Consider the following 18,817-nt stretch of genomic DNA (forward strand, 5'->3'; position numbering starts at 1 on the left):
GCCTAGCCTCCGTAGACCAGCCCCTGCGGGTCGATCTCCGGCTTGCGGCCTGCGACAAGGTCGGCCAGGAATTTCCCGGAGCCGCAGGCCATGGTCCAGCCGACATGGCCGTGGCCGGTGTCGAGATAGAGATTCTCATAGCGCGCCTGGCCAATGACCGGCACGGAGTTCGGCATCATTGGCCGCAGGCCAGCCCACAGCTCCGCTTTCTTCTCGTCGAAGGCGCCGGGAAAGAGATCCCTGGCGGTCCTGAACATGGTGGCAAAGTCGCTTGGCTTGTGGGTGCGGTCGAAACCTGTGAATTCGGCGGTCGAGGCCAGCCGCAAGCGATTGCCAAGGCGCGAATAGGCCATCAGCTGGTCCTCGTCGGCGCCGCCCATGGTCGGGCCCTTGCTCTCGTCTTCCAACGGAATGGTCGCAGTGTAACCCTTCACCGGATAGACCGGCAGGTCGATGCCGTAGCGGCGACCGAGCAGGCCGCTTTCCGGGCCCATCGAGATCACCACGGCATCACCAGCGACCGGTCCGGCGGAGGTCATCACCGCGCGCACCCGGCCGCCCTCGATGTCGAGGCCTTCGACCGTCGTGCCGTAGAGAAATCTCACGCCGAGCTTTTCGGCGGCGTGGGCAGCGAGCTTCTCCACGAACTGCCGGGAATCGCCGGTCTGGTCGATCGGCGAGTAGACGCCGCCGGCGATCTTTTCCTTCACGCCGGCAAGGCCCGGTTCAAGCTCGACCAGCCGGTCGCGGCCGACGATCTCGATCGGCAGGCCATGCTCGGCCAGATAGCGGTAATTGTCGGTGCCCATGTCGAGGCTGTGCTGTGAGCGGAAGAAGTAGAGGATGCCTTTCTTGCGCTCGTCATAGTGGATGCCAGTGCCCGCCGAGATGGCGTTGATGCACTCACGTGAATAGAGCGCCAGGCGCAGCTTGACCTGGCTGTTGGCGCGCAGGCGGGCCACGGTACACTGGCGCAGGAAGCGCAGGCTCCAGGCAAGGAAATAAGGATCGAAGCGCAGCCGCACCTTGATGCCGAGATCATGGTTGTAGAGCCCGCGCAGGAAGGTCTTCAGCGCCGCCGGCGAGGCCCAGGCGGTGGCGTCGCCCGGCGAAACCAGCCCGGCATTCGACTGGCTGGTGCCACGCGCCGGCGCCGGATGGCGCTCTATCACCGTGACTTCGTGACCGTCGGCGGCCAGATAATAGGCCGCCGCCGTGCCGACGACGCCAGCTCCAAGCACCGTTATCTTCATGCCATCCCCCAAAAGCTCTTCGCGGCACAGCGCCTCCACGCCGTGTCGCAAATGCTTCCATAGCGTGTCACCGCGCGCGTTGCGAGCCCTTGGGGAGCTTGGCTCAGCCGCGTGCGGAGTTCTTGCTGGTCAGGATGCGTTCCCAGGCGAGCGCGTCGGCGACGATCTGGTCGAGGTCGTCGCGTTGCGGGGTCCAGCCGAGTTCCGCTCGCGCGAGGTCCGAATTGGCGACCACGGCCGCCGCATCGCCGGGACGCCGATCGCCCATCCTCACCTCGAAATTATGGCCGAAGGCGCGCCGCACGCTGTCGATCACCTCGAGCACGGAATAGCCATGGCTGTAGCCGCAATTGGCGACGAGGCTCGGGCCCCCCGCGCGCAACCGCTGCAAGGCGAGGCGATGCGCGGCGGCGAGGTCGCTGACATGGATGTAATCGCGCATGCAGGTGCCGTCCGGCGTCGGGTAGTCGGTGCCGAACACCTGCATGAAGGGACGCTTGCCGAGCGCGGTCTCGCAGGCAACCTTGATAAGATGCGTGGCGCCCGGCGTCGACTGGCCGGTGCGGCCCTTGGGGTCGGCGCCGGCGACGTTGAAGTAGCGCAGCGCCGTGTAGCGGATGTCGTGCGCAAGGCCCGCGTCGCGCAGCATCCATTCGCTCATCAATTTGGAGAGGCCGTAAGGCGATTCGGGCGCCAGGCGGGCGTCCTCGCGCACCGGCTCAAGCCCGGCGCCGCCATAGACGGCGGCGGTCGAGGAAAAGATGAAATTGGGCACGCCTTCGCGCACCGCGGTTTCGATCAGCGTGCGCGTCTTCGAGGTGTTGTTCTCATAATAGGCAAGCGGGTCGGCGACCGATTCCGGAACCACGATGGAGCCGGCGAAATGGATGATGGCGTCGACCTGATTGTCCCGGATGATCGATCCGACCAATTCCTTGTCGGCGACATCGCCGACGACGAGCTTTGCCTCCGGCGCCACCGCCCATTCGAAGCCGGTCGAAAGCCGGTCGAGAACGACCACGCTGTCGCCGGCATCCAGCAATTCCCAGACCATGTGGCTGCCTATATAGCCGGCGCCACCTGTCACCAAAACCGTCATCCGCATCCTCGCATCTCAAGATTTATCGGAAACTGTCTCAAACACCGCCTTACTGGAAAGCCATCCGCATGGCCATTAGAACCCTTGGTAACCGGCGTTCACTTGATGTGGCATCGTGTGGAAACAAAAGTGATCCACAGAGCGTGTCTTGGAACGGGAATAGGCCATGATCCGCCAGCGTTAGGAACAGGTGCGGGGCGTGGCATTTTGACCAAAACGGCCCGGTGGACGACCAATAGGGCAATGATTATGATCCCGCGCAAAATTGGGAAGCCGACATGAACTACCAGCGGTTCTTCGAAGAAGCGATCGACCAGCTCCACGCCGAGCGTCGCTATCGTGTCTTCGCCGATCTCGAGCGTATCGCGGGCAAGTTTCCGCGCGCCATCTGGCGCTCCAATGGCCGCGCCGAGGAAATCACCGTCTGGTGCTCCAACGACTATCTCGGCATGGGCCAGCACGCGGATGTCATCGCCGCGTTCCAGAATGCGGCCGGCAAGATGGGCTCGGGCGCCGGCGGCACCCGCAACATCTCCGGCACGTCCAACCCGCTGGTCGAGCTCGAGCAGGAACTCGCCGACCTGCACGGCAAGGACGCGGCCCTGGTCTTCACCTCCGGCTTCGTCTCCAACGAAGCCTCGATCTCGACCATTGCCCGGCTTTTGCCCAACTGCCTGATCATCTCGGACGAGTTGAACCACGCCTCGATGATCGAGGGCGTGCGGCGCTCGGGCGCCGAAAAGAAGATCTTCCGCCACAATGACGTCGCGCATCTGGAAAGCCTGCTGCAGGCCGCGGGGCGCGAACGCGCCAAGCTGATCGTCTTCGAAAGCGTCTATTCGATGGACGGCGACATCGCGCCGATCAGAGAGATCGTCGAGCTCGCCGAGCGCTACAACGCCATGACCTATATCGACGAGGTGCATGCCGTGGGCATGTACGGACCGCGCGGCGGCGGCATCACCGAGCGCGAAGGCCTCGCCGACCGCATCGACATCATCCAGGGCACGCTGGCCAAGGCGTTCGGCACGCTGGGCGGCTACATCACCGGCGCCAGCGCGGTGATCGACGCGGTTCGCTCCTATGCGCCGGGTTTCATCTTCACCACGGCGCTGCCGCCGGCGATCGCCGCCGCCACCACCGCCTCCATCCGCCATCTCAAGCAATCGCAGGCCGAGCGCGACGCGCAGCAGCAGCAGGCGAGCCGAACCAAACAGATCCTGGCGGCCGCCGGCCTGCCGGTGATGGACTCCGCGACCCATATCGTGCCGGTGCTGGTTGGCGATCCGGAGCTTTGCAAGATGGCGAGCGACCGGCTGCTTGGCGTTCACGGCATCTACATCCAGCCGATCAACTACCCGACCGTGCCGCGCGGCACCGAGCGGCTGCGCATCACGCCGACGCCGTTCCATTCGGATGCGCTGATCGCCGAACTGCAGGATGCGCTGGTCGAGACCTGGGATGCGCTCGGCATCCCCTACGGCTCCGCCGGCCGACCTTCGGTCGCCAAGACCGACCGCATCATTCCCCTGCTGGTCCCCAAATCGGGCGGCTGATCTTGGGCGGCTAAAGCCACCACCCGCTCAAACGCTCTTCATCCACTTCGCCAGCCGGTGCGCCGCTTCCTCGATCTGATCGAGGCGGCGGTGGAAGCACAGCCTGAGGAAGGCTTCGCCGCCAGGACCAAAGGCCGTGCCGGGCGCCAGGCCGACATTGGCCTTGTCGACGATCTCGAAAGCGGCCGCGCGCGAATCGGTGATGCCGTCGACGGCGAAGAACAGATAGAAGGCGCCCTGCGGCACGGTGAACCGGGCCCGGCCGGCGGCTCCGAGAATGCCGCAGACCAGGTCGCGTGCCTTCCTCGCCCGCTCCACCTGCTCGGCGACGAAGCCATCGCCCTCGTCAAGCGCGGCGATCGCACCGCGCTGCATGAATTGGGCAACACCCGAGTTCGAATACTGGATCAGGTTCTCGAACACCTGCTGCAGGCTCGGATGCGTCTTGATCCAACCGATGCGCCAGCCGGTCATCGCCCAGTTCTTGGAGAAGGAGTTGACGTACAGGATGCGGTCCTCCGCCGTCGCGATGTCGAGGAAGGACGGCGCGCGGCCATGGCCATAGTGGAACAGCGAATAGATCTCGTCGGCGATGATCCAGAGGTTCTTCGCCCGCGCAAGATCCAGGATCGCCTGCAAGGTCTCGTGATCGGCGGTCCAGCCGGTCGGGTTCGAGGGCGTGTTGATGAACAGCGCCTTGGTGCGCGGCGTGATCGCCGCCGCTATCCTCTCGACGTCGCAGGACCAGCCATTGCCCGAGTTGTCGAGCGTGACCGGCACCGGAACGGCTCCCGATATCGCCGCCGCGGCATCGAAATTCGGCCAGGCCGGCGACAGATAGATAACCTCGTCGCCGGCCCCGGCGAGGGCATCGAGCGCCAGCTGGATGGCATGCATGCCGGAGCCGGTGACGATGAACTGCTCCTCGGGAAACGTCCTGGCGAAATGCCTTGCATAGTAGCGGGCAAGCGCCTGCCTGAGATCAGGAATGCCCTTCTGCCAGGTGTAGAAGGTCTCGCCATTGGACAATCCCCGAGCAGCGGCGTCGGAAATGAAGGCCGGCGTCGGCAGGTCGCCCTCACCCGCCCAAAGCGGGATCAAGCCCTCGCGCAGGCGGCCGTAATTGACGACGGCGACAATGCCGCTTTCAGGTGCCGCGCGGGCTTCGGCGCGCAAGCTGTCGATCAAGGTCATGGCGGGTCGGTTCCGGTCTCAAGCGTTGGTCAGCGCTCCTTACCAGATGCGAAAACAGAAAACCCCGGCCGCGAGCGACCGGGGTTTTGGTCCAGCGATGGCAGGCCGAGTTATTTCCTGGCGAGCAGATCGCGGATTTCGGTCAGCAGCGCGACATCGGCGGGGGGCGGCGCTGCGGCGGGCGCGGGCTTTTCGGCCTCAAGCCGCCGGCGCATATTGTTCACCGCCTTGACCATCAGGAAGATGATGAAGGCGAGGATGAGGAAGTTGAGCACCACGGTGATGAAGCTGCCATACGCGAAAACGGCGCCTTGCTTTTTGGCGTCCGCCAGCGAGGTTGCGTTGACGGCCGAGGAAAGGCCGAAGAAATAATTGTTGAAATCCAGACCACCGAAAATCGCGCCGACGATCGGCATGATGATATCATTGACCAGCGAGGTAACGATCGTGCTGAAGGCGCCGCCAATGATGACGCCGACGGCCAAGTCCATCACATTACCCTTGGAAATGAATTCCTGGAATTCTTTCAGCATTCCGACCCTCCTTGTCATGACCCGGCCGCGCTGCCGTTCCGTCCTTGCGGCATCGACCATGGGCACAATAACAAAAACCTGGAGTTGCAACATGGGTAAAAGGGAGAAAACAACCGCTTTCTCCTTGCCCACCTCAACCTCCAGAAATCATGCCCTTCATGCGCCCAAAGCCGCGATGGACTTAGGGCTCAAGCTGTGATTGCGTTCGAGCAAGCCGGATAAAAAACGGCAAAGGAGGAAATTCCAGGCGTGCAGGGTCTGTTCATCGTCATCATCGCGATCGCCTATGTGACGCTGCTGTTCGCCATCGCCAGCCTGGGCGATCGCCGCTCGGCCAGTTCAGGGCCGGGCCGGGCAAGGCCATTCATCTACGCGCTCAGCCTGGCGATCTACTGCACCTCGTGGACCTTTTTCGGCTCCGTCGGCCTCTCGTCCGAACGCGGCCTCGAATTCCTCGGCATCTACACCGGCCCGGTGCTGGTGTTCGTGTTCGGCTTTCCCCTGCTCAACCGCATCGTACGGCTGGCCAAGACCGAGAAGATCACCTCGATCGCGGACTTCCTCGGCGCGCGCTACGGCAAGAGCTTCACCGTCGCGGCGATCGCCACGCTGATCGCCACGATCGGGGCGGTGCCCTACATCGCGCTGCAATTGAAGGCGATTTCCGGCTCAGTCAGCCTGATGGTCGAGCACTATACGGGATCGCCGCCCTCCTTCGATCCGTTCGTCAGCGACATCTCGCTGGTCGTGGCGATGCTTCTGGCGTTGTTTGCCGTGCTGTTCGGCACCCGCCACGCCGATGCCACCGAACATCAGGACGGGCTGGTGCTGGCGGTGGCGGTCGAAACCGTGGTCAAGCTCGCCGCCTTCCTGGCGATCGGCCTGATGGTCACCTTCCTGATCTTCGGCGGCCCGGGAGACATGTTCGCCAAGCTGGCGCAAAATGGGCAGGTGCGGCAGGCGATGGGCTACAACACCTCGCTTGCCACCTGGCTGGTGCTGACGGGCCTCAGCGGCTGTGCCATCATCATGCTGCCGCGGCAGTTCTACGTCACCATCGTCGAGAACCGCGGCGAGGCCGAGCTGCGCACCGCGACCTGGGTGTTTCCGCTCTACCTCGTGGCGATCAACCTGTTCGTGCTGCCGATCGCGTTTGCCGGCCTGTCGCTGGTCGGCACCGGCACCAGCAGCGATCTCTACGTGCTGTCGCTGCCGCTCTTCAGCGGTCACGACCTGCTGGCCATGGCGGCCTTCATCGGTGGGTTGTCCGCGGCAACAGCCATGGTGATCGTCGAAAGCGTGGCGCTGTCGATCATGATCTCCAACGACCTCGTCATTCCGCTGTTCGTGCGCCGCCTGCTCAAGACCTCGACCTTGGAGACCGAGGACTGGTCGACGCTTATCCTCAACGTGCGGCGCGGAGCGATCTTCATCCTTCTGTTCATCGCCTTCCTCTACTATCGCGAGAGCACCAACAGCGCGCGGCTGTCATCGATCGGCCTGATGTCGTTCGCGGCCATCGCGCAATTCGCGCCGGCGCTGATCGGCGGGCTGATCTGGCGCGGCGCCAACGGCAGGGGTGCCGCGCTCGGCATGGTCGCCGGCATCCTTGTCTGGAGCTACACGCTGCTCCTGCCCTCGCTTGTCGCGCCCGACACCGACATCGTCGTGCATGGGCTGTTCGGCTTCGAGGCACTGCGCCCGCAAGCCCTGTTCGGCACGGTTGCCGAACCCCTGAACCACGGCGTGCTGTGGAGCCTGTCGATCAACGCGGTGTTCTTCGTGCTCGGCTCGCTGTCGCGCGCGTCGGTGCCGCTGGAGCGCATCCAGGCATCGATCTTCGTGCCGCGCGATGCCGGCCCGATGCCGAGTCTACGCCGCTTCCGCACCGCCATCACCGTCAATGACCTCAAGGACACGATCGGCCGCTATCTCGGTGTCGAGCGCACCGAGCGCTCTTTTCAGTCGTTCGAGAGGACCAACGGCACCTCGCTGCACGGCAAGGAGCAGGCGAGCATGGACGTCATCCGCTTCTCCGAGCAGCTTTTGGCCAGCGCCGTCGGTTCCTCCTCGGCGCGGCTGATCCTGTCGCTGCTGTTCAGGCGCCATGACCGCGAATCCCGGGATGCCTTCCGCCTGCTCGACGACGCCACCGAGGCACTGCAGCACAACCGCGACCTGCTGCAGATCGCGCTCGACCAGATGGAGCAAGGCATCACCGTCTTCGACAAGGACTTTCGGCTGATCTGCTGGAACCGCCAGTACCGGGCGCTGTTCGACCTGCCCGACGAGATGGGCCAGGTCGGCGTCTCGCTCGACCAGATCTTGCGCCATCTCGCCGAGCGCGGTGACATCCCCGCCGACCAGCGCGTGACGATGCTCAACCGTCTGACCAGTTTCGTCAGCCCCTGGCAGATGGAGCTGAAGACCAGCGGCCGCATTCTCGAACTGCGCTCCAACCCGATGCCGGACGGCGGCATCGTCGCCACCTATGCCGACATTTCCGGCCGCGTCGAGCAGGATCTGGCGCTGAAGCGCGCCAATGAATCGCTGGAACAACGCGTCAAGACCCGAACCATCGAACTCACCCGGGTCAACGAGGAACTGGCGCAGGCGCAGATGCTGGCCGAGGAGGCCAATCTGGGCAAGACGCGCTTCCTCGCCGCCGCCGGCCATGACATCCTGCAGCCGTTGAACGCTGCCCGGCTCTATTGCTCCTCGCTGATCGAGAAAGCCGGCAAGGGTCCGGCCGGCAAGGCCGCGGTCAACATCGAATCCTCGCTGGAATCGGTTGAGACGATCCTTGGCGCCGTGCTCGACATCTCCCGCCTCGATGCCGGCGCGATGAAGCCGGACGATACCGCCTTCAACCTCGACGGATTGCTGCGCCAGATCGGCAATGATTTCCGACCGATGGCCGCGGAGAAGAAGCTCGGCCTGACGATCATGCCATCTTCGCTGACGGTGGTAACCGACCGCAATCTATTGCGCCGCCTGATCCAGAACCTTGTCTCCAATGCCATCAAATATACGCGCCAGGGCCGCATCCTGGTCGGCGTGCGGCGACGCGGCGAACTGGCGGAGATCCAGGTGATCGACACCGGCATCGGCATCGCAGGCGACAGGCTGAACACCGTCTTCCATGAGTTCACCCGGCTGGACGAAGGTGCGCGGGAGGCCGAGGGCCTCGGTCTCGGCCTCTCCATCGTCGACCGCATAGCCAGGGTACTCAGGCTCGAAATCCGCCTCTTCTCCAATCCGGGCAAGGGCACGCGCTTCTCGGTCATACTGCCGGTGGCGGCTGTGGCGGCGCCGCGACGCGAGATCGAGAAAGCACCGGCACGCGCCGCTTCCTCGCTTACCGGTCTGACAGTACTTTGCATCGACAATGACGCGCGCATCCTCGACGGCATGCGTCTTCTGCTCGAAGGCTGGGGGTGCACCGTCGACACCGCCTCCGGATCGGGAGAGCTCCTGCGGCCTGGCGCGCGCAGGCCCGACATCGTGCTTGCCGACTATCATCTCGACGGCGTCACCGGGCTCGACGCGATCAGGACCTTGCGCGCGACCTGCGGCCAGGATCTTGCGTGCGTGCTGGTCACCGCCGACCGTTCCAACGAGGTGCGCGCAGCGGCTGGCGAACTCGACGTTCCGATGATCAACAAGCCGCTGAAACCGGCGGTGCTGCGCTCGATGATGGCCAGGGTCAGGCCGATGGCGTCGGCCGAGTAAGATCAGGTCCTATCACTCGTACGCATCGCCTGGTAAGCACTATGCCAGGGCCTTCGAGATATCGTTCGCGGTCTGGATTACCAGCGGAGCAAGACCCTCGAGCCGGATGTCGGGCATCCGCTCGGCGGGCCCCGATACGCTGACCGAGGCAAAAACCCTGCCAGCAGCGTCCCTGATCGGCGCCCCAATGCAACGAAGACCGACCTGGTTCTCCTCATCGTCGATCGCGAAGCCGCGGGAACGAATGAGCGCCAACTCTTCGAGGAGCTTGCCGAGATCGGTGATCGTCCTGGGGGTGTATCGCCTGAGGCCTTCCTCCTGCGCGATCCGACGCACCAGCGTCTCATCCTGAAATGCCAGGAATGCCTTGCCGACGCTCGTGCAATAGGTCGGAGCGCCCTCGATGGTGGTCAATGTGGTGAGCCGCGAACTGCCCATCTCCTCGCGCTCGACGCAGACCATCTGGCTGCCGTCGAACATGTGGAAATGAATGATCTCGCCGGTGAAGAGCTGCAGCTTGGCGATGTGAGGATGCGCCCGCCGGGGGGTATCGAGGCTCGCCAGCACGCTGCTTCCGTAGTGAAACATCTTCAAACCAAGCCGGTAGCTCTGGCGGCGCCCATCCTGGTCGAGCATCCCGACTTCCCTCAGCGAAGCGACGATGCGGTGGACGGTCGTGCGGGGCAAGCCCGTGGCCTCCGATATCTCGCCCACGGTCAATGTGGGATGCAGCCGCGTGAAGCAGTCCAGCACGACGGACATCTTGCGCAGTGACTTTGCCCCGGAGTCGCGGCTCTCCCGCGCCGCTTCGTCGACCCCGTCGGCGGACGCGGCGCGAGGCGGCGTGACGGTTCCGGCCTGACTCATGGTCTTCCCTTCCATATCGCTCATTGCCTCGAGGTTATCTTGCGCACACGGGCTTCGAGACGCCCCGCCACCATTTCCAGACCGAAACATAGGACAAAATAGGCAGCCGCGACGATCGTGAAAACAACGAAGGGCTCATTGGTCCTGATGACGACTTCCCGCCCGAGGCGGGTGAGCTCGCTGATTCCCACCACCGAGACCAGCGAGGTATCCTTCACCATCAGGATCGATTGACCAAGAAGCGATGGAATGATCGCCATCAGCGTCTGCGGCAGCACGATGTCCCTGAGCCGTTGCGTCAGGGTAAAGCCAAGCGCGATCGCGGCCTCGTTCTGCCCTTTGTCAAAGCCAAGCAGCCCGCCCCGGATGATCTCGGTCATATAGGCGCCGTGGCTCAGGGCGAGCGCTATGATGGCGGTCGTGACCGGACCGATGTCGATGTCGTAGTAGGGCAGGCCGTAATAGACCAGGAAGATGAACATCAGGAAGGGAACGCTGCGGAAAATGTAGACATACAATCCCGCTATGATGCGCAGCATCCTGGATTTCGAACTGCTCATCAGGCCGCCAAGTATGCCAAGGGCGAGCGCGGGAAAGAAGGCCGAGACCATCAGCAAGATGACGATCGGCATCCCTGAAAGAATGAGCGTGGCGGCGTCGTAGACCAGCGAGAAGAGCGTCATGCTCAGACCCTCCGGTGCCTGGAGAAGCCGGCACGGCGCTCGTATTGGTCGACAAGCAGGTTGAGTATGGCGCAGACCACGACGTAGATCACACAGCTCACCAGATAGGCCTCCAGGAACTGGTAGGTCTCGTTGCCGACATCGTCGGCGGCCTTGGTGATCTCCAGGACCGCGATGGTGTAGAGCAGCGAGGTGTCCTTGATCAGCTGCACGAACTGGCCGGTGATTGCCGGCAGGACAGTCGGCGCCGCCTGCGGAACCAGGACGCGCGCCAAAAGGATGCGGCGATTGAGGCCAAGCGCCATCGCCGCCTCGGTCTGTCCTTGCGGGATGGCGGCAAGGCCGCCACGCGTGATCTCGGCGATGTAGGCGCCCGAGTTGAAGGTGAGTGCGACAACACCCGTCGCAAAGGCCGAGAGCGTGACGCCGAGCGCCGGCAAGCCGAAATAGATGAAATAGACCTGCACCAGCATCGGCGTGTTGCGCACGACGGAAACATAGATGGCCACGATGCGCCCGGCGACACCCGCGGAGGAGAAGCGGACGACGCCGGCGACGACGCCGACAATGAGGGACAGCACCAGGCCGCAAGCCGCCGCCATCAGGGCATTGCCCAGCCCTCGCAGATAAACGTCGCGATATTGCCAGAACAGGTCATAGGCTGTGGCGAACATCGCTGGCCTCAATGATGGAGTATCTGGTCGAGGAAGGCGCGCGTGCGCGCCTCCTGCGGACAGGCAAAGAAATCGGCGGGCGGCGCGCGCTCGACCACCTGGCCTGCCTCCATGAAGAGGATCTCGGTGCCAAGCTCGCGTGCGAAACCCATCTCATGGGTCACCACGATCATGGTCATGCCGCCGGCGGCCAGGTTGCGCATGACCTGCAGCACCTCTCCCACCATTTCGGGATCGAGAGCGGACGTCGGCTCGTCGAACAACAGCAGTTCGGGGTCCATCGCCAAGGCCCGGCAGATGGCGACACGCTGCTGCTGGCCGCCCGACAGCCTGACGGGATAGGTGCCGGCCTTGTCGGCCAGGCCGACGCGATCGAGCAGTGCCCTGGCGCGGTCCGCGGCCTCGCGCCGGCCTTTGCCGAGCACCCGCCTCTGCGGCAGCGCGATATTCTCGAGCACGGTGAGGTGCTGGAAAAGGTTGAAGCGTTGGAAGACCATTCCAATGCGCCGATAGAGTTCCCTGCCGGGCAGGCCCGCCAGATCGCGCCCCTCGATCGACATCGAACCGCTGGTGAGCGGGCCGGCAAGACGGTTGATGGCACGGATCAAGGTGCTCTTTCCCGAACCGGAAGGGCCGCACACGACCAGCACGTCGCCCTTGCCGAACTCGAACGAAACGTCGCGCAGCGCGTGAAAACCGCCGAAGTGGAAATTGACGTCTCTGGCCTCGAAGAATGTCATTCAGTCACCGGAAGTGGAGGAGATGCCTGGCGCTGGCATGCGTACCGCATTGATGGTGCATGGGCCGGAAAGGACGGCTCGGAAAGGCTCATGCGCCAGGTCAGAGAAGTGCCGCTGCCGCATCCCTTCGATGTCCCGAGGAATGCGGCACCGCAATGCTATTCCAGGGTCATTCGCATGCCCTTGCCGCTTTCCGGCACATAGGCCGAAATGCCGAGCTGCTCGACCAGCTTCTTGCGTTCCTCGGACACGCCGCCGTTCTTCTCCAGGAAGTCCTTCTTCCAGGCCTCGCCGTCGACCCAATAGGCGCGTAAAGCCTCGAGCTTGCCGTTTGCCTTGATCTCGGCAAGCAACGTATCGAGATAGGCTTGGGCGCCCACATCATCCTTGCGCACGGCGAAGGCCCAGTCGTCCGAGCTGATCAGTTCACGAGGCTTCTTCAGCGACACGAAACCATATTCGCGCTGCACGACGCCGAGCACCGCCAGGTCGTTCAGCGCGGCATCGACGCGACTGGTTTTCAGGGCCTGATAGGTGTCGGTATCGTTCGGATAGCTCTGAACCTCGGCATTGGCGAAAAACTGCTTGGCGATGTCGACAGCGCTGGTGCCAGCCTTGACGGCGATCGTCTTGCCCGGCTGGTTCAGATCCTCCCAGGAGAGAGCCGCGTCGTCCGGCCGCACGATCGTTACCACGCCGGTGGAGTACCAGTTCTCCTTCGTGAACAGGATCTGCTCCGCGCGTTTTGGAGTAACGGTCATGCTGGTGGCCAGAATATCGGACTTGCGTGTCAGCAGCCCGGGTATCAGGCCCGCCCATTCGACGTTCCTCAGCTCCAGGTCGACATCGAGCTTGGCCGCGATCATGCGATCGAGGTCGATCGAGAACCCGGCGGCGTTGCCGTTGGCATCGCGGAACTGCCATGGCGCGGCCGACAGGTCGTTCATGATGACGATCTTCTTGTCGCCTTGGATCTTGGCGAGCGTCGGACTCTCGTCCGCAGCCCACGCCGTCACGCCCGCGCCCAACAGCAGTCCGAGCGTCAACGGAACCAGTTTGTTGAAATTCATCAATCACTCCCATTGATTCAGCTATTAATCCCGCATACCGGAACATATGCAAGGGTTGCAACGCGATGCATCCACATTTTTTTGAAATACACAAGCCCAGCCCTTGACCAAAACATAAAATATGGGCTTTAAATGACTTGTAACACAATGTATTCCGCATCTCGGAATACAAAATCAAGCAGCCCAGCTCCTGGAGAATGACATGCCCACACAATCCGCTTCCGGCCAAAAGCTCACGGGCATCATCCCGCCCATCACGATGCCTTTCGACGCCAACGGCAATCTCGTCCCGGGAGCGATCGGCGAGCAGGTCGAGTTCATGATCGAGCAGGGCGTCGACGGCATGGTCGCAGGTGGCAGCACAGGCGAAGGCCATACGCTGAACGACGCCGACTTCACGGCCTCGATGAAGGCCGTGCATGACGCAATCGGCGGCCGTGTCCCCTTCCTTGCCGGACTGATCATCAACAGCACACGCAGCGCCATCGAACGCGCCCGCATGCTCAAGGGGCTGAATATCGCCGCGATGCAGGTCACCCCCGTGCACTATCTCTTCAAGCCGAACGAGGATGCCACCGTCCAGCATTTCCGCACGATCTGGGAAGAGACCGGCATCCCGATCATCATCTACAATGTTGTCCCCTGGAACTATCTCAGCTCGGACCTGATGCTGCGGATCATGGACGAGGTTCCCGGCGTCATCGGCATGAAGCAGAGTGCCGGCGACCTGAAGCTCGTCTCGGACCTGCTCCATCGCCTCAAGCCGGGAAACGTCGTGCTCACCGGCACCGATGCGCTGCTCTATCCGGCATTCTCGCTTGGCGTGCACGGCGCGATCAGTGCCCTGACGTCCGCGGTTCCGGCCGTCACGGTGAAGCTCTGGAACCATGTCCAGTCCGGAGACCACAAGGCCGCCCTCGCCCTGCACTACCGCCTGGCCGATCTGTGGGACGCACTGCCTCACGACAATCTTCCGGCCTGTGTGAAGTACTGCCAGCATCGGCAGGGCCTGGCGCTTCATCTGCCGCGCGCGCCGATGCCGCCCGTCAGCGACAGCCAGAAGGGCCGTATCGACGAAGCCCTGCAAGCGCTTCTCGCATAGAATGCCAGCCGATGGCGGGGCGCGCGACGCGTCCCGCCATGTCCACACACGTGCATTGAAGCGGACGAACCCGTCCGGAGGAGAAAGTATGGATTGGCATACGTCACAGTGGCCCATGGCCGGCAGTCCCGAGCGGATCAGCGGGATCGAACTCAATCAGATCTGTGACATCGCCGATCTCGCCCGGGAGGACCCGGAAGTCATCAAGCTCTGGATCGGCGAAGGCGACCTTCCCACGCCGGACTTCATTCGCGAGGCGGCCGTGGCTTCCCTGGCCGCGGGCCAGACGCGATACACCTATTCCCATGGCGTGCCGGCCCTTCGCGAGGCGCTCGACCGCTATCACAAGCGCCATTGGAAGGTGGAGATCGGTGCGGACCGCTTCAGCGTCACCGCGGGCGGGGTGCAGGCGATCATGCAGGCCTTCCAGGCCGTTCTCAGCCCCGGCGACGAGGTGATCGTTCCGGTTCCGGCGTGGCCCAACCTCGTCGAGATCGTAGGCATCCTGGGCGGCAAGGTGGTGCCGGTGAACTATCGCGTCGCCGAGGGAGGAGGCTTTCGTCTCGACCTCGACGACCTTTTTGCCGCCGTCACCCCACGCACCCGCGTCATCGCCATCAACTCACCGTCCAACCCGACGGGCTGGATCATGCCGCTCGAGCAGATGAAGGCAGTGCTCGACTTCGCCCGCGCGCGCGGGATCTGGATCGTCTCCGACGAAGTCTACGCCCATTTCACCTATGACGGCACGATCGCGCCTTCCTTCCTGGAACTCGCCGCGCCCACCGACCGGCTGATCATCACCAACACCTTCTCCAAGAACTGGTGCATGACCGGCTGGCGGATTGGCTGGCTGATCTATCCGCGCGGCATGGGCACGGTCTTCGACAATCTCAGCCAGTACAATACGACCAGCGTCGCGACATTCATCCAGCACGCCGCGATCACCGCGCTCGACCAGGGCGACCACTTCATCAAGGAGCTGGTGGCGCGGTCGGCCAAGGGCAGGGAGATCATCTGCTCCGCGCTCGACAGCCTGCCGAATGTGCGTGTGTTCTGGCCGGATGGAACCTTCTATTTCTTCTTCTCCGTCCACGGCATGAACAGCGGCTACGACATGGCCCGGCGCATCCTGCGCGAGGCGGGTGTCGGCGTGGCGCCGGGCTCGGCCTTCGGCCGGGGCGGCGAGGCTTATCTGCGCGTCTGCTTCGCGGTCGATCCAAAGCTCATCCAGGAAGGGGCTAACCGCCTCGTTGATTTCCTTCGCAAGGTCGACTGAACGCCATGAAGAAACTGATCAACGATCCTCGAAACGTCGTTCGCGAAATGCTCGAGGGGCTCGCCGACCTCACACCGCATCTGGCGCTGCTGGACACCGAGAATGTCGCCTTGCGCATCGGCCTGCCGACGGCGGCGGAACGACCCGTGGCCGTGATCTCGGGCGGCGGCGCCGGGCATGAGCCAGCCCATGCCGGCTATGTCGGGTTGGGCATGCTGAGCGCAGCGGTGACAGGAGACGTTTTCACCTCGCCCAGTTCCGATGCCGTCCTTGCGGCGATCCGCGCGACGGCGGGGCCGGCAGGCGCGCTGCTGATCATCAAGAACTATACCGGCGACCGGCTGAATTTCGGCATCGCGGCCGAGCTCGCCCGCGCCGAAGGCATCCCTGTCGAGATCGCGGTGGTAGCCGACGACGTCGCCTTGGCGGGCGTCGTCGCGCCGGAGAGGCGGCGCGGCATTGCCGGTACGGTGCTTGTGCACAAGATCGCCGGCGCCGCCGCGCAAGCAGGACTTCCACTGGCCGAGGTGGCGGGAAAAGCGCGATCCGCGGCCGCCCGGGTCGGCACGATGGGCGTCGCCCTCGGCGCCTGCACCGTTCCCACGGCCGGCAGGCCAGGCTTCACGCTGGGCGAGCGCGAGATCGAACTGGGTCTCGGCATCCATGGCGAGAAAGGCGTCGAGCGCGGAGAAATCAAGCCCGCTGACGAACTGGTCGAACGGATGATCGCCAGGATCGTCAAGGAATGCGGCCTCAAGGCGGGAGATCGTGTCGCACTGCTCGTCAACGGGCTCGGCGCGACGCCGCCGCTGGAACTCGCCATCGTGGCGCGTCACGCTTTGGCGGACCTGCGCGGGCGCGGCATCACGGTCGAGCGCGCCTGGAGCGGCAACTTGCTCACCGCGCTTGAAATGCCGGGCTGCTCGCTCTCCGTGCTGAAGCTCGATACCGATGATCTCCGCTTCCTGGATGCCTCCGTTGAAGCAAGCGCGTGGCCGGGTTGCGGGCATGTTCCAGCCAACCGGTCCATCGTCGCGGCCACGATCGCACCGTTCGCCGATCCGGCCGAGGCGCATCTGAACGCCGCGGATTCCAGTCTGCGCGGAATTGTCATGGCGGTGGCGGACGCGCTCGAGTCGGCGGAGGACCACCTGACTGATCTCGACAGCAAGGCCGGCGACGGCGATCTGGGCGCGAGCATGATGCGCGGTGCCCAGGCCGTTCGCGCCCTTCCGGAATCGGCCTGGTCGAGCCCATCCGGGGCGATCATCGAAATCTCGACCGCCTTGCGTCGGGCGATCGCCGGCAGTTCGGGGCCGTTCTATGCCATTGCCCTGGCACGCGCGGGACGTCACCTGGCACAGCAGCCAAACCTGACGGCGCAGCACTGGGTGGACGCATTCGAACTTGCAATTGCCGCCGTAGCCGAGGCCGGCGGCGCGAAGCCTGGCGACCGCACCATGCTGGACGCCCTGGAGCCCGCGGTCCGTTCACTGAAATCAACGGTTGGCCTTCCGGCCAGCGAGCGCTGCACGCGCGCGGCGGACGCCGCGGCAGACGGGGCCGACGCCACCGCCTCGATGTCGCCGCGTCTTGGCAGGGCAAGCTATCTCGGTGAGCGGGCAGTCGGCGCGCCGGACGGGGGCGCTGCGGCCGTTGCGATCTGGATGCGCGCGATCGCACAGGCGATAGCCAAGCAAGGGTGACAGACAAGGCTGAACAATGACCTGAAGCGCGTCGCCTGAATCCGTTGCGACGCCGGCACTCAGTGCGCCGGCTGCAACGGGTCGCTGCCGATCTTTGACAGCAGGATAACCGCCTGGGTGCGGCTGTCGACGCCGAGCTTCTGCAGGATGGCCGAGACATGCGCCTTGATGGTCGCCTCGGAGACGCCGAGTTCGTAGGCGATCTGCTTGTTGAGCAGGCCCTCGGCCAGCATGCCGAGCACGCGGGTCTGCTGCGGCGTCAGCGCCTGCAACCTCTTGATCAGGTCCGATATTTCGGGATCGCGCTCGACGCCGAGATCGACGCCAACCGGAGCCGCTATGTCGCCGGCCAGCACCGACTGCACGGCGTTGCGGATCTCTTCCATGCTCGCCGATTTGGAGATGAAGCCGGAGGCGCCAAGATCGAGCGCACGCCTGATGGTCGCAGGATCGTCATGCGCCGAGACAACGATCAGCGGCACCGCCGGATGGATGCCGCGCAGCGAGATCAGGCCGGAAAGGCCGCTGGCGCCCGGCATCGACAGGTCGAGCAGCACAAGATCGACATCCTCATTGGCCACGACCAGCGCCTTGGCGCTTTCGAAATCACCGGCCTCGTGGATGGCGGCGACATTGCCGATGCCGGCAAGTGCCTCACGCAGCGCGCCGCGAAACAGCGGGTGATCGTCGGCGATGACGAAAGAATAGCCTGACGGCAAATGTTCCTCCCCGAATCCCGTCGATGATTTTTAGCTTTTCGGGACCAGTCGGACGATTATGAGGGGCCGCGCGCTGTTTTCAAGCGGCAAAGCCGGCACGCCCCATTTTCACTGGTTTGGATGCTCAGGTTTTCTGCGAATTGAGCTGGGCGCCGTCGCCGTTATCCTTGTCCATATCCTTGACGATGCCCATGAAGCCCTTCAGGAAGCGCTCCATATAGCTCATCGTCTTGTTGAAATCCTCCTCGCTCGGCAATTTCGATTCGAGACGGGCGGAGAGCGAATTCTCCAGCTTGGTGACGCGCTCATCCATTGCCTTCATCGAGGTCTGCAGGCGGTCGACCTCGTCCTGGAAGGCGGCGCGTTCATCGGCCGCCATCTTGCAGACGAGCTGGCCCGAACGCTCCTCGCAGAGCGACATGGCGCCGGTCTGCGTGTCCATGCGGACATAGCCGTTGGCGGACTTTTCCAGCCGGTAGCGATCGGTTTCTTCCGAATAGGCTGATACCGCGACCAGTGAAACGAGCGCGGCGGGGATCAAAATGTGGTGCAGACGCATGTCGTCCTCCATGGCCAAGGCCTGAAATATCGCATGTTTGCGCCGGAAATG

16 protein-coding genes are annotated in these 18,817 nt (G+C 63.8%); 5 read left to right on the forward strand and 11 right to left on the reverse strand.

The window, feature by feature from the left end; translation table 11 throughout:
- Positions 1–2 precede the first annotated feature (2 nt).
- Both AC07UC_RS33055 and galE read right to left on the reverse strand, forming a co-directional pair.
- Positions 3–1,253 (reverse strand): D-amino acid dehydrogenase, encoded by a 1,251-nt coding sequence (locus AC07UC_RS33055; protein ID WP_494908810.1) that lies wholly within the window; start codon positions 1,251–1,253, stop codon positions 3–5.
- 103 nt (positions 1,254–1,356) lie between these two features.
- A complete protein-coding gene (gene galE / locus AC07UC_RS33060; protein ID WP_494908811.1) occupies positions 1,357–2,352 on the reverse strand; it encodes a UDP-glucose 4-epimerase GalE in 996 nt (331 codons plus the stop codon).
- Between the two features lie 278 nt (positions 2,353–2,630).
- Here galE and hemA point away from each other — a divergent pair, with 278 nt between their 5' ends.
- Positions 2,631–3,908, forward strand: coding sequence for a 5-aminolevulinate synthase (gene hemA, locus AC07UC_RS33065; RefSeq protein WP_494908812.1), 1,278 nt, complete (start codon positions 2,631–2,633; stop codon positions 3,906–3,908).
- A 27-nt stretch (positions 3,909–3,935) separates the two neighbouring features.
- Here the strand turns inward: hemA and AC07UC_RS33070 are convergent, their stop codons facing one another.
- On the reverse strand, positions 3,936–5,102 hold the full coding sequence (locus AC07UC_RS33070) for a pyridoxal phosphate-dependent aminotransferase (RefSeq protein ID WP_494908813.1): 1,167 nt from the start codon (positions 5,100–5,102) through the stop codon (positions 3,936–3,938).
- Between the two features lie 110 nt (positions 5,103–5,212).
- Positions 5,213–5,635 (reverse strand): large conductance mechanosensitive channel protein MscL, encoded by a 423-nt coding sequence (gene mscL / locus AC07UC_RS33075; RefSeq protein WP_494909029.1) that lies wholly within the window; start codon positions 5,633–5,635, stop codon positions 5,213–5,215.
- 249 nt (positions 5,636–5,884) lie between these two features.
- Here mscL and AC07UC_RS33080 point away from each other — a divergent pair, with 249 nt between their 5' ends.
- On the forward strand, positions 5,885–9,367 hold the full coding sequence (locus AC07UC_RS33080) for a PAS domain-containing hybrid sensor histidine kinase/response regulator (RefSeq protein ID WP_494908814.1): 3,483 nt from the start codon (positions 5,885–5,887) through the stop codon (positions 9,365–9,367).
- 39 nt (positions 9,368–9,406) lie between these two features.
- Here the strand turns inward: AC07UC_RS33080 and AC07UC_RS33085 are convergent, their stop codons facing one another.
- The 5 genes from AC07UC_RS33085 to AC07UC_RS33105 form a co-directional block, all read right to left on the reverse strand.
- On the reverse strand, positions 9,407–10,258 hold the full coding sequence (locus tag AC07UC_RS33085; RefSeq protein WP_246683358.1) for an IclR family transcriptional regulator: 852 nt from the start codon (positions 10,256–10,258) through the stop codon (positions 9,407–9,409).
- Positions 10,255–10,917, reverse strand: a complete 663-nt coding sequence (locus tag AC07UC_RS33090; protein WP_494908815.1) for an amino acid ABC transporter permease — start codon at positions 10,915–10,917, stop codon at positions 10,255–10,257. Before AC07UC_RS33090 ends, AC07UC_RS33085 begins: the two co-directional genes overlap by 4 nt.
- A 2-nt stretch (positions 10,918–10,919) precedes the next feature.
- On the reverse strand, positions 10,920–11,591 hold the full coding sequence (locus AC07UC_RS33095; protein ID WP_494908816.1) for an amino acid ABC transporter permease: 672 nt from the start codon (positions 11,589–11,591) through the stop codon (positions 10,920–10,922).
- Between the two features lie 8 nt (positions 11,592–11,599).
- Positions 11,600–12,331 (reverse strand): amino acid ABC transporter ATP-binding protein, encoded by a 732-nt coding sequence (locus AC07UC_RS33100; protein WP_494908817.1) that lies wholly within the window; start codon positions 12,329–12,331, stop codon positions 11,600–11,602.
- A 158-nt stretch (positions 12,332–12,489) separates the two neighbouring features.
- A complete protein-coding gene (locus tag AC07UC_RS33105; RefSeq protein WP_494908818.1) occupies positions 12,490–13,401 on the reverse strand; it encodes a substrate-binding periplasmic protein in 912 nt (303 codons plus the stop codon).
- Between the two features lie 202 nt (positions 13,402–13,603).
- Here AC07UC_RS33105 and AC07UC_RS33110 point away from each other — a divergent pair, with 202 nt between their 5' ends.
- The 3 genes from AC07UC_RS33110 to AC07UC_RS33120 all read left to right on the forward strand — a co-directional run bounded on the left by AC07UC_RS33110 (position 13,604) and on the right by AC07UC_RS33120 (position 17,488).
- Entirely contained in the window at positions 13,604–14,503 is a 900-nt protein-coding gene (locus AC07UC_RS33110; protein WP_140775348.1) for a dihydrodipicolinate synthase family protein, read from the forward strand.
- 88 nt (positions 14,504–14,591) lie between these two features.
- Entirely contained in the window at positions 14,592–15,782 is a 1,191-nt protein-coding gene (locus AC07UC_RS33115; protein ID WP_494908819.1) for a pyridoxal phosphate-dependent aminotransferase, read from the forward strand.
- A gap of 5 nt (positions 15,783–15,787) precedes the next feature.
- Entirely contained in the window at positions 15,788–17,488 is a 1,701-nt protein-coding gene (locus AC07UC_RS33120; protein WP_494908820.1) for a dihydroxyacetone kinase family protein, read from the forward strand.
- A gap of 59 nt (positions 17,489–17,547) precedes the next feature.
- Here AC07UC_RS33120 and AC07UC_RS33125 read toward each other — a convergent pair whose 3' ends face one another.
- Positions 17,548–18,207, reverse strand: coding sequence for a response regulator transcription factor (locus AC07UC_RS33125; RefSeq protein WP_140775350.1), 660 nt, complete (start codon positions 18,205–18,207; stop codon positions 17,548–17,550).
- A gap of 124 nt (positions 18,208–18,331) precedes the next feature.
- Positions 18,332–18,766, reverse strand: coding sequence for a hypothetical protein (locus AC07UC_RS33130; RefSeq protein ID WP_140775351.1), 435 nt, complete (start codon positions 18,764–18,766; stop codon positions 18,332–18,334).
- Between the last annotated feature and the right edge of the window lie 51 nt (positions 18,767–18,817).

It is taken from the genome of Mesorhizobium sp. GW821-FHT04C10, from assembly GCF_059420305.1.

Excerpts from the sequence above, each read along its gene's own strand:
- AC07UC_RS33055 (WP_494908810.1), bottom strand. The coding sequence starts at position 1,253 with ATGAAGATAACGGTGCTTGGAGCTGGCGTCGTCGGCACGGCGGCGGCC.
- galE (WP_494908811.1), bottom strand. The coding sequence starts at position 2,352 with ATGACGGTTTTGGTGACAGGTGGCGCCGGCTATATAGGCAGCCACATG.
- hemA (WP_494908812.1), top strand. The coding sequence starts at position 2,631 with ATGAACTACCAGCGGTTCTTCGAAGAAGCGATCGACCAGCTCCACGCC.
- AC07UC_RS33070 (WP_494908813.1), bottom strand. The coding sequence starts at position 5,102 with ATGACCTTGATCGACAGCTTGCGCGCCGAAGCCCGCGCGGCACCTGAA.
- mscL (WP_494909029.1), bottom strand. The coding sequence starts at position 5,635 with ATGCTGAAAGAATTCCAGGAATTCATTTCCAAGGGTAATGTGATGGAC.
- AC07UC_RS33085 (WP_246683358.1), bottom strand. The coding sequence starts at position 10,258 with ATGAGCGATATGGAAGGGAAGACCATGAGTCAGGCCGGAACCGTCACG.
- AC07UC_RS33090 (WP_494908815.1), bottom strand. The coding sequence starts at position 10,917 with ATGACGCTCTTCTCGCTGGTCTACGACGCCGCCACGCTCATTCTTTCA.
- AC07UC_RS33095 (WP_494908816.1), bottom strand. The coding sequence starts at position 11,591 with ATGTTCGCCACAGCCTATGACCTGTTCTGGCAATATCGCGACGTTTAT.
- AC07UC_RS33100 (WP_494908817.1), bottom strand. The coding sequence starts at position 12,331 with ATGACATTCTTCGAGGCCAGAGACGTCAATTTCCACTTCGGCGGTTTT.
- AC07UC_RS33105 (WP_494908818.1), bottom strand. The coding sequence starts at position 13,401 with ATGAATTTCAACAAACTGGTTCCGTTGACGCTCGGACTGCTGTTGGGC.
- AC07UC_RS33110 (WP_140775348.1), top strand. The coding sequence starts at position 13,604 with ATGCCCACACAATCCGCTTCCGGCCAAAAGCTCACGGGCATCATCCCG.
- AC07UC_RS33115 (WP_494908819.1), top strand. The coding sequence starts at position 14,592 with ATGGATTGGCATACGTCACAGTGGCCCATGGCCGGCAGTCCCGAGCGG.
- AC07UC_RS33120 (WP_494908820.1), top strand. The coding sequence starts at position 15,788 with ATGAAGAAACTGATCAACGATCCTCGAAACGTCGTTCGCGAAATGCTC.
- AC07UC_RS33130 (WP_140775351.1), bottom strand. The coding sequence starts at position 18,766 with ATGCGTCTGCACCACATTTTGATCCCCGCCGCGCTCGTTTCACTGGTC.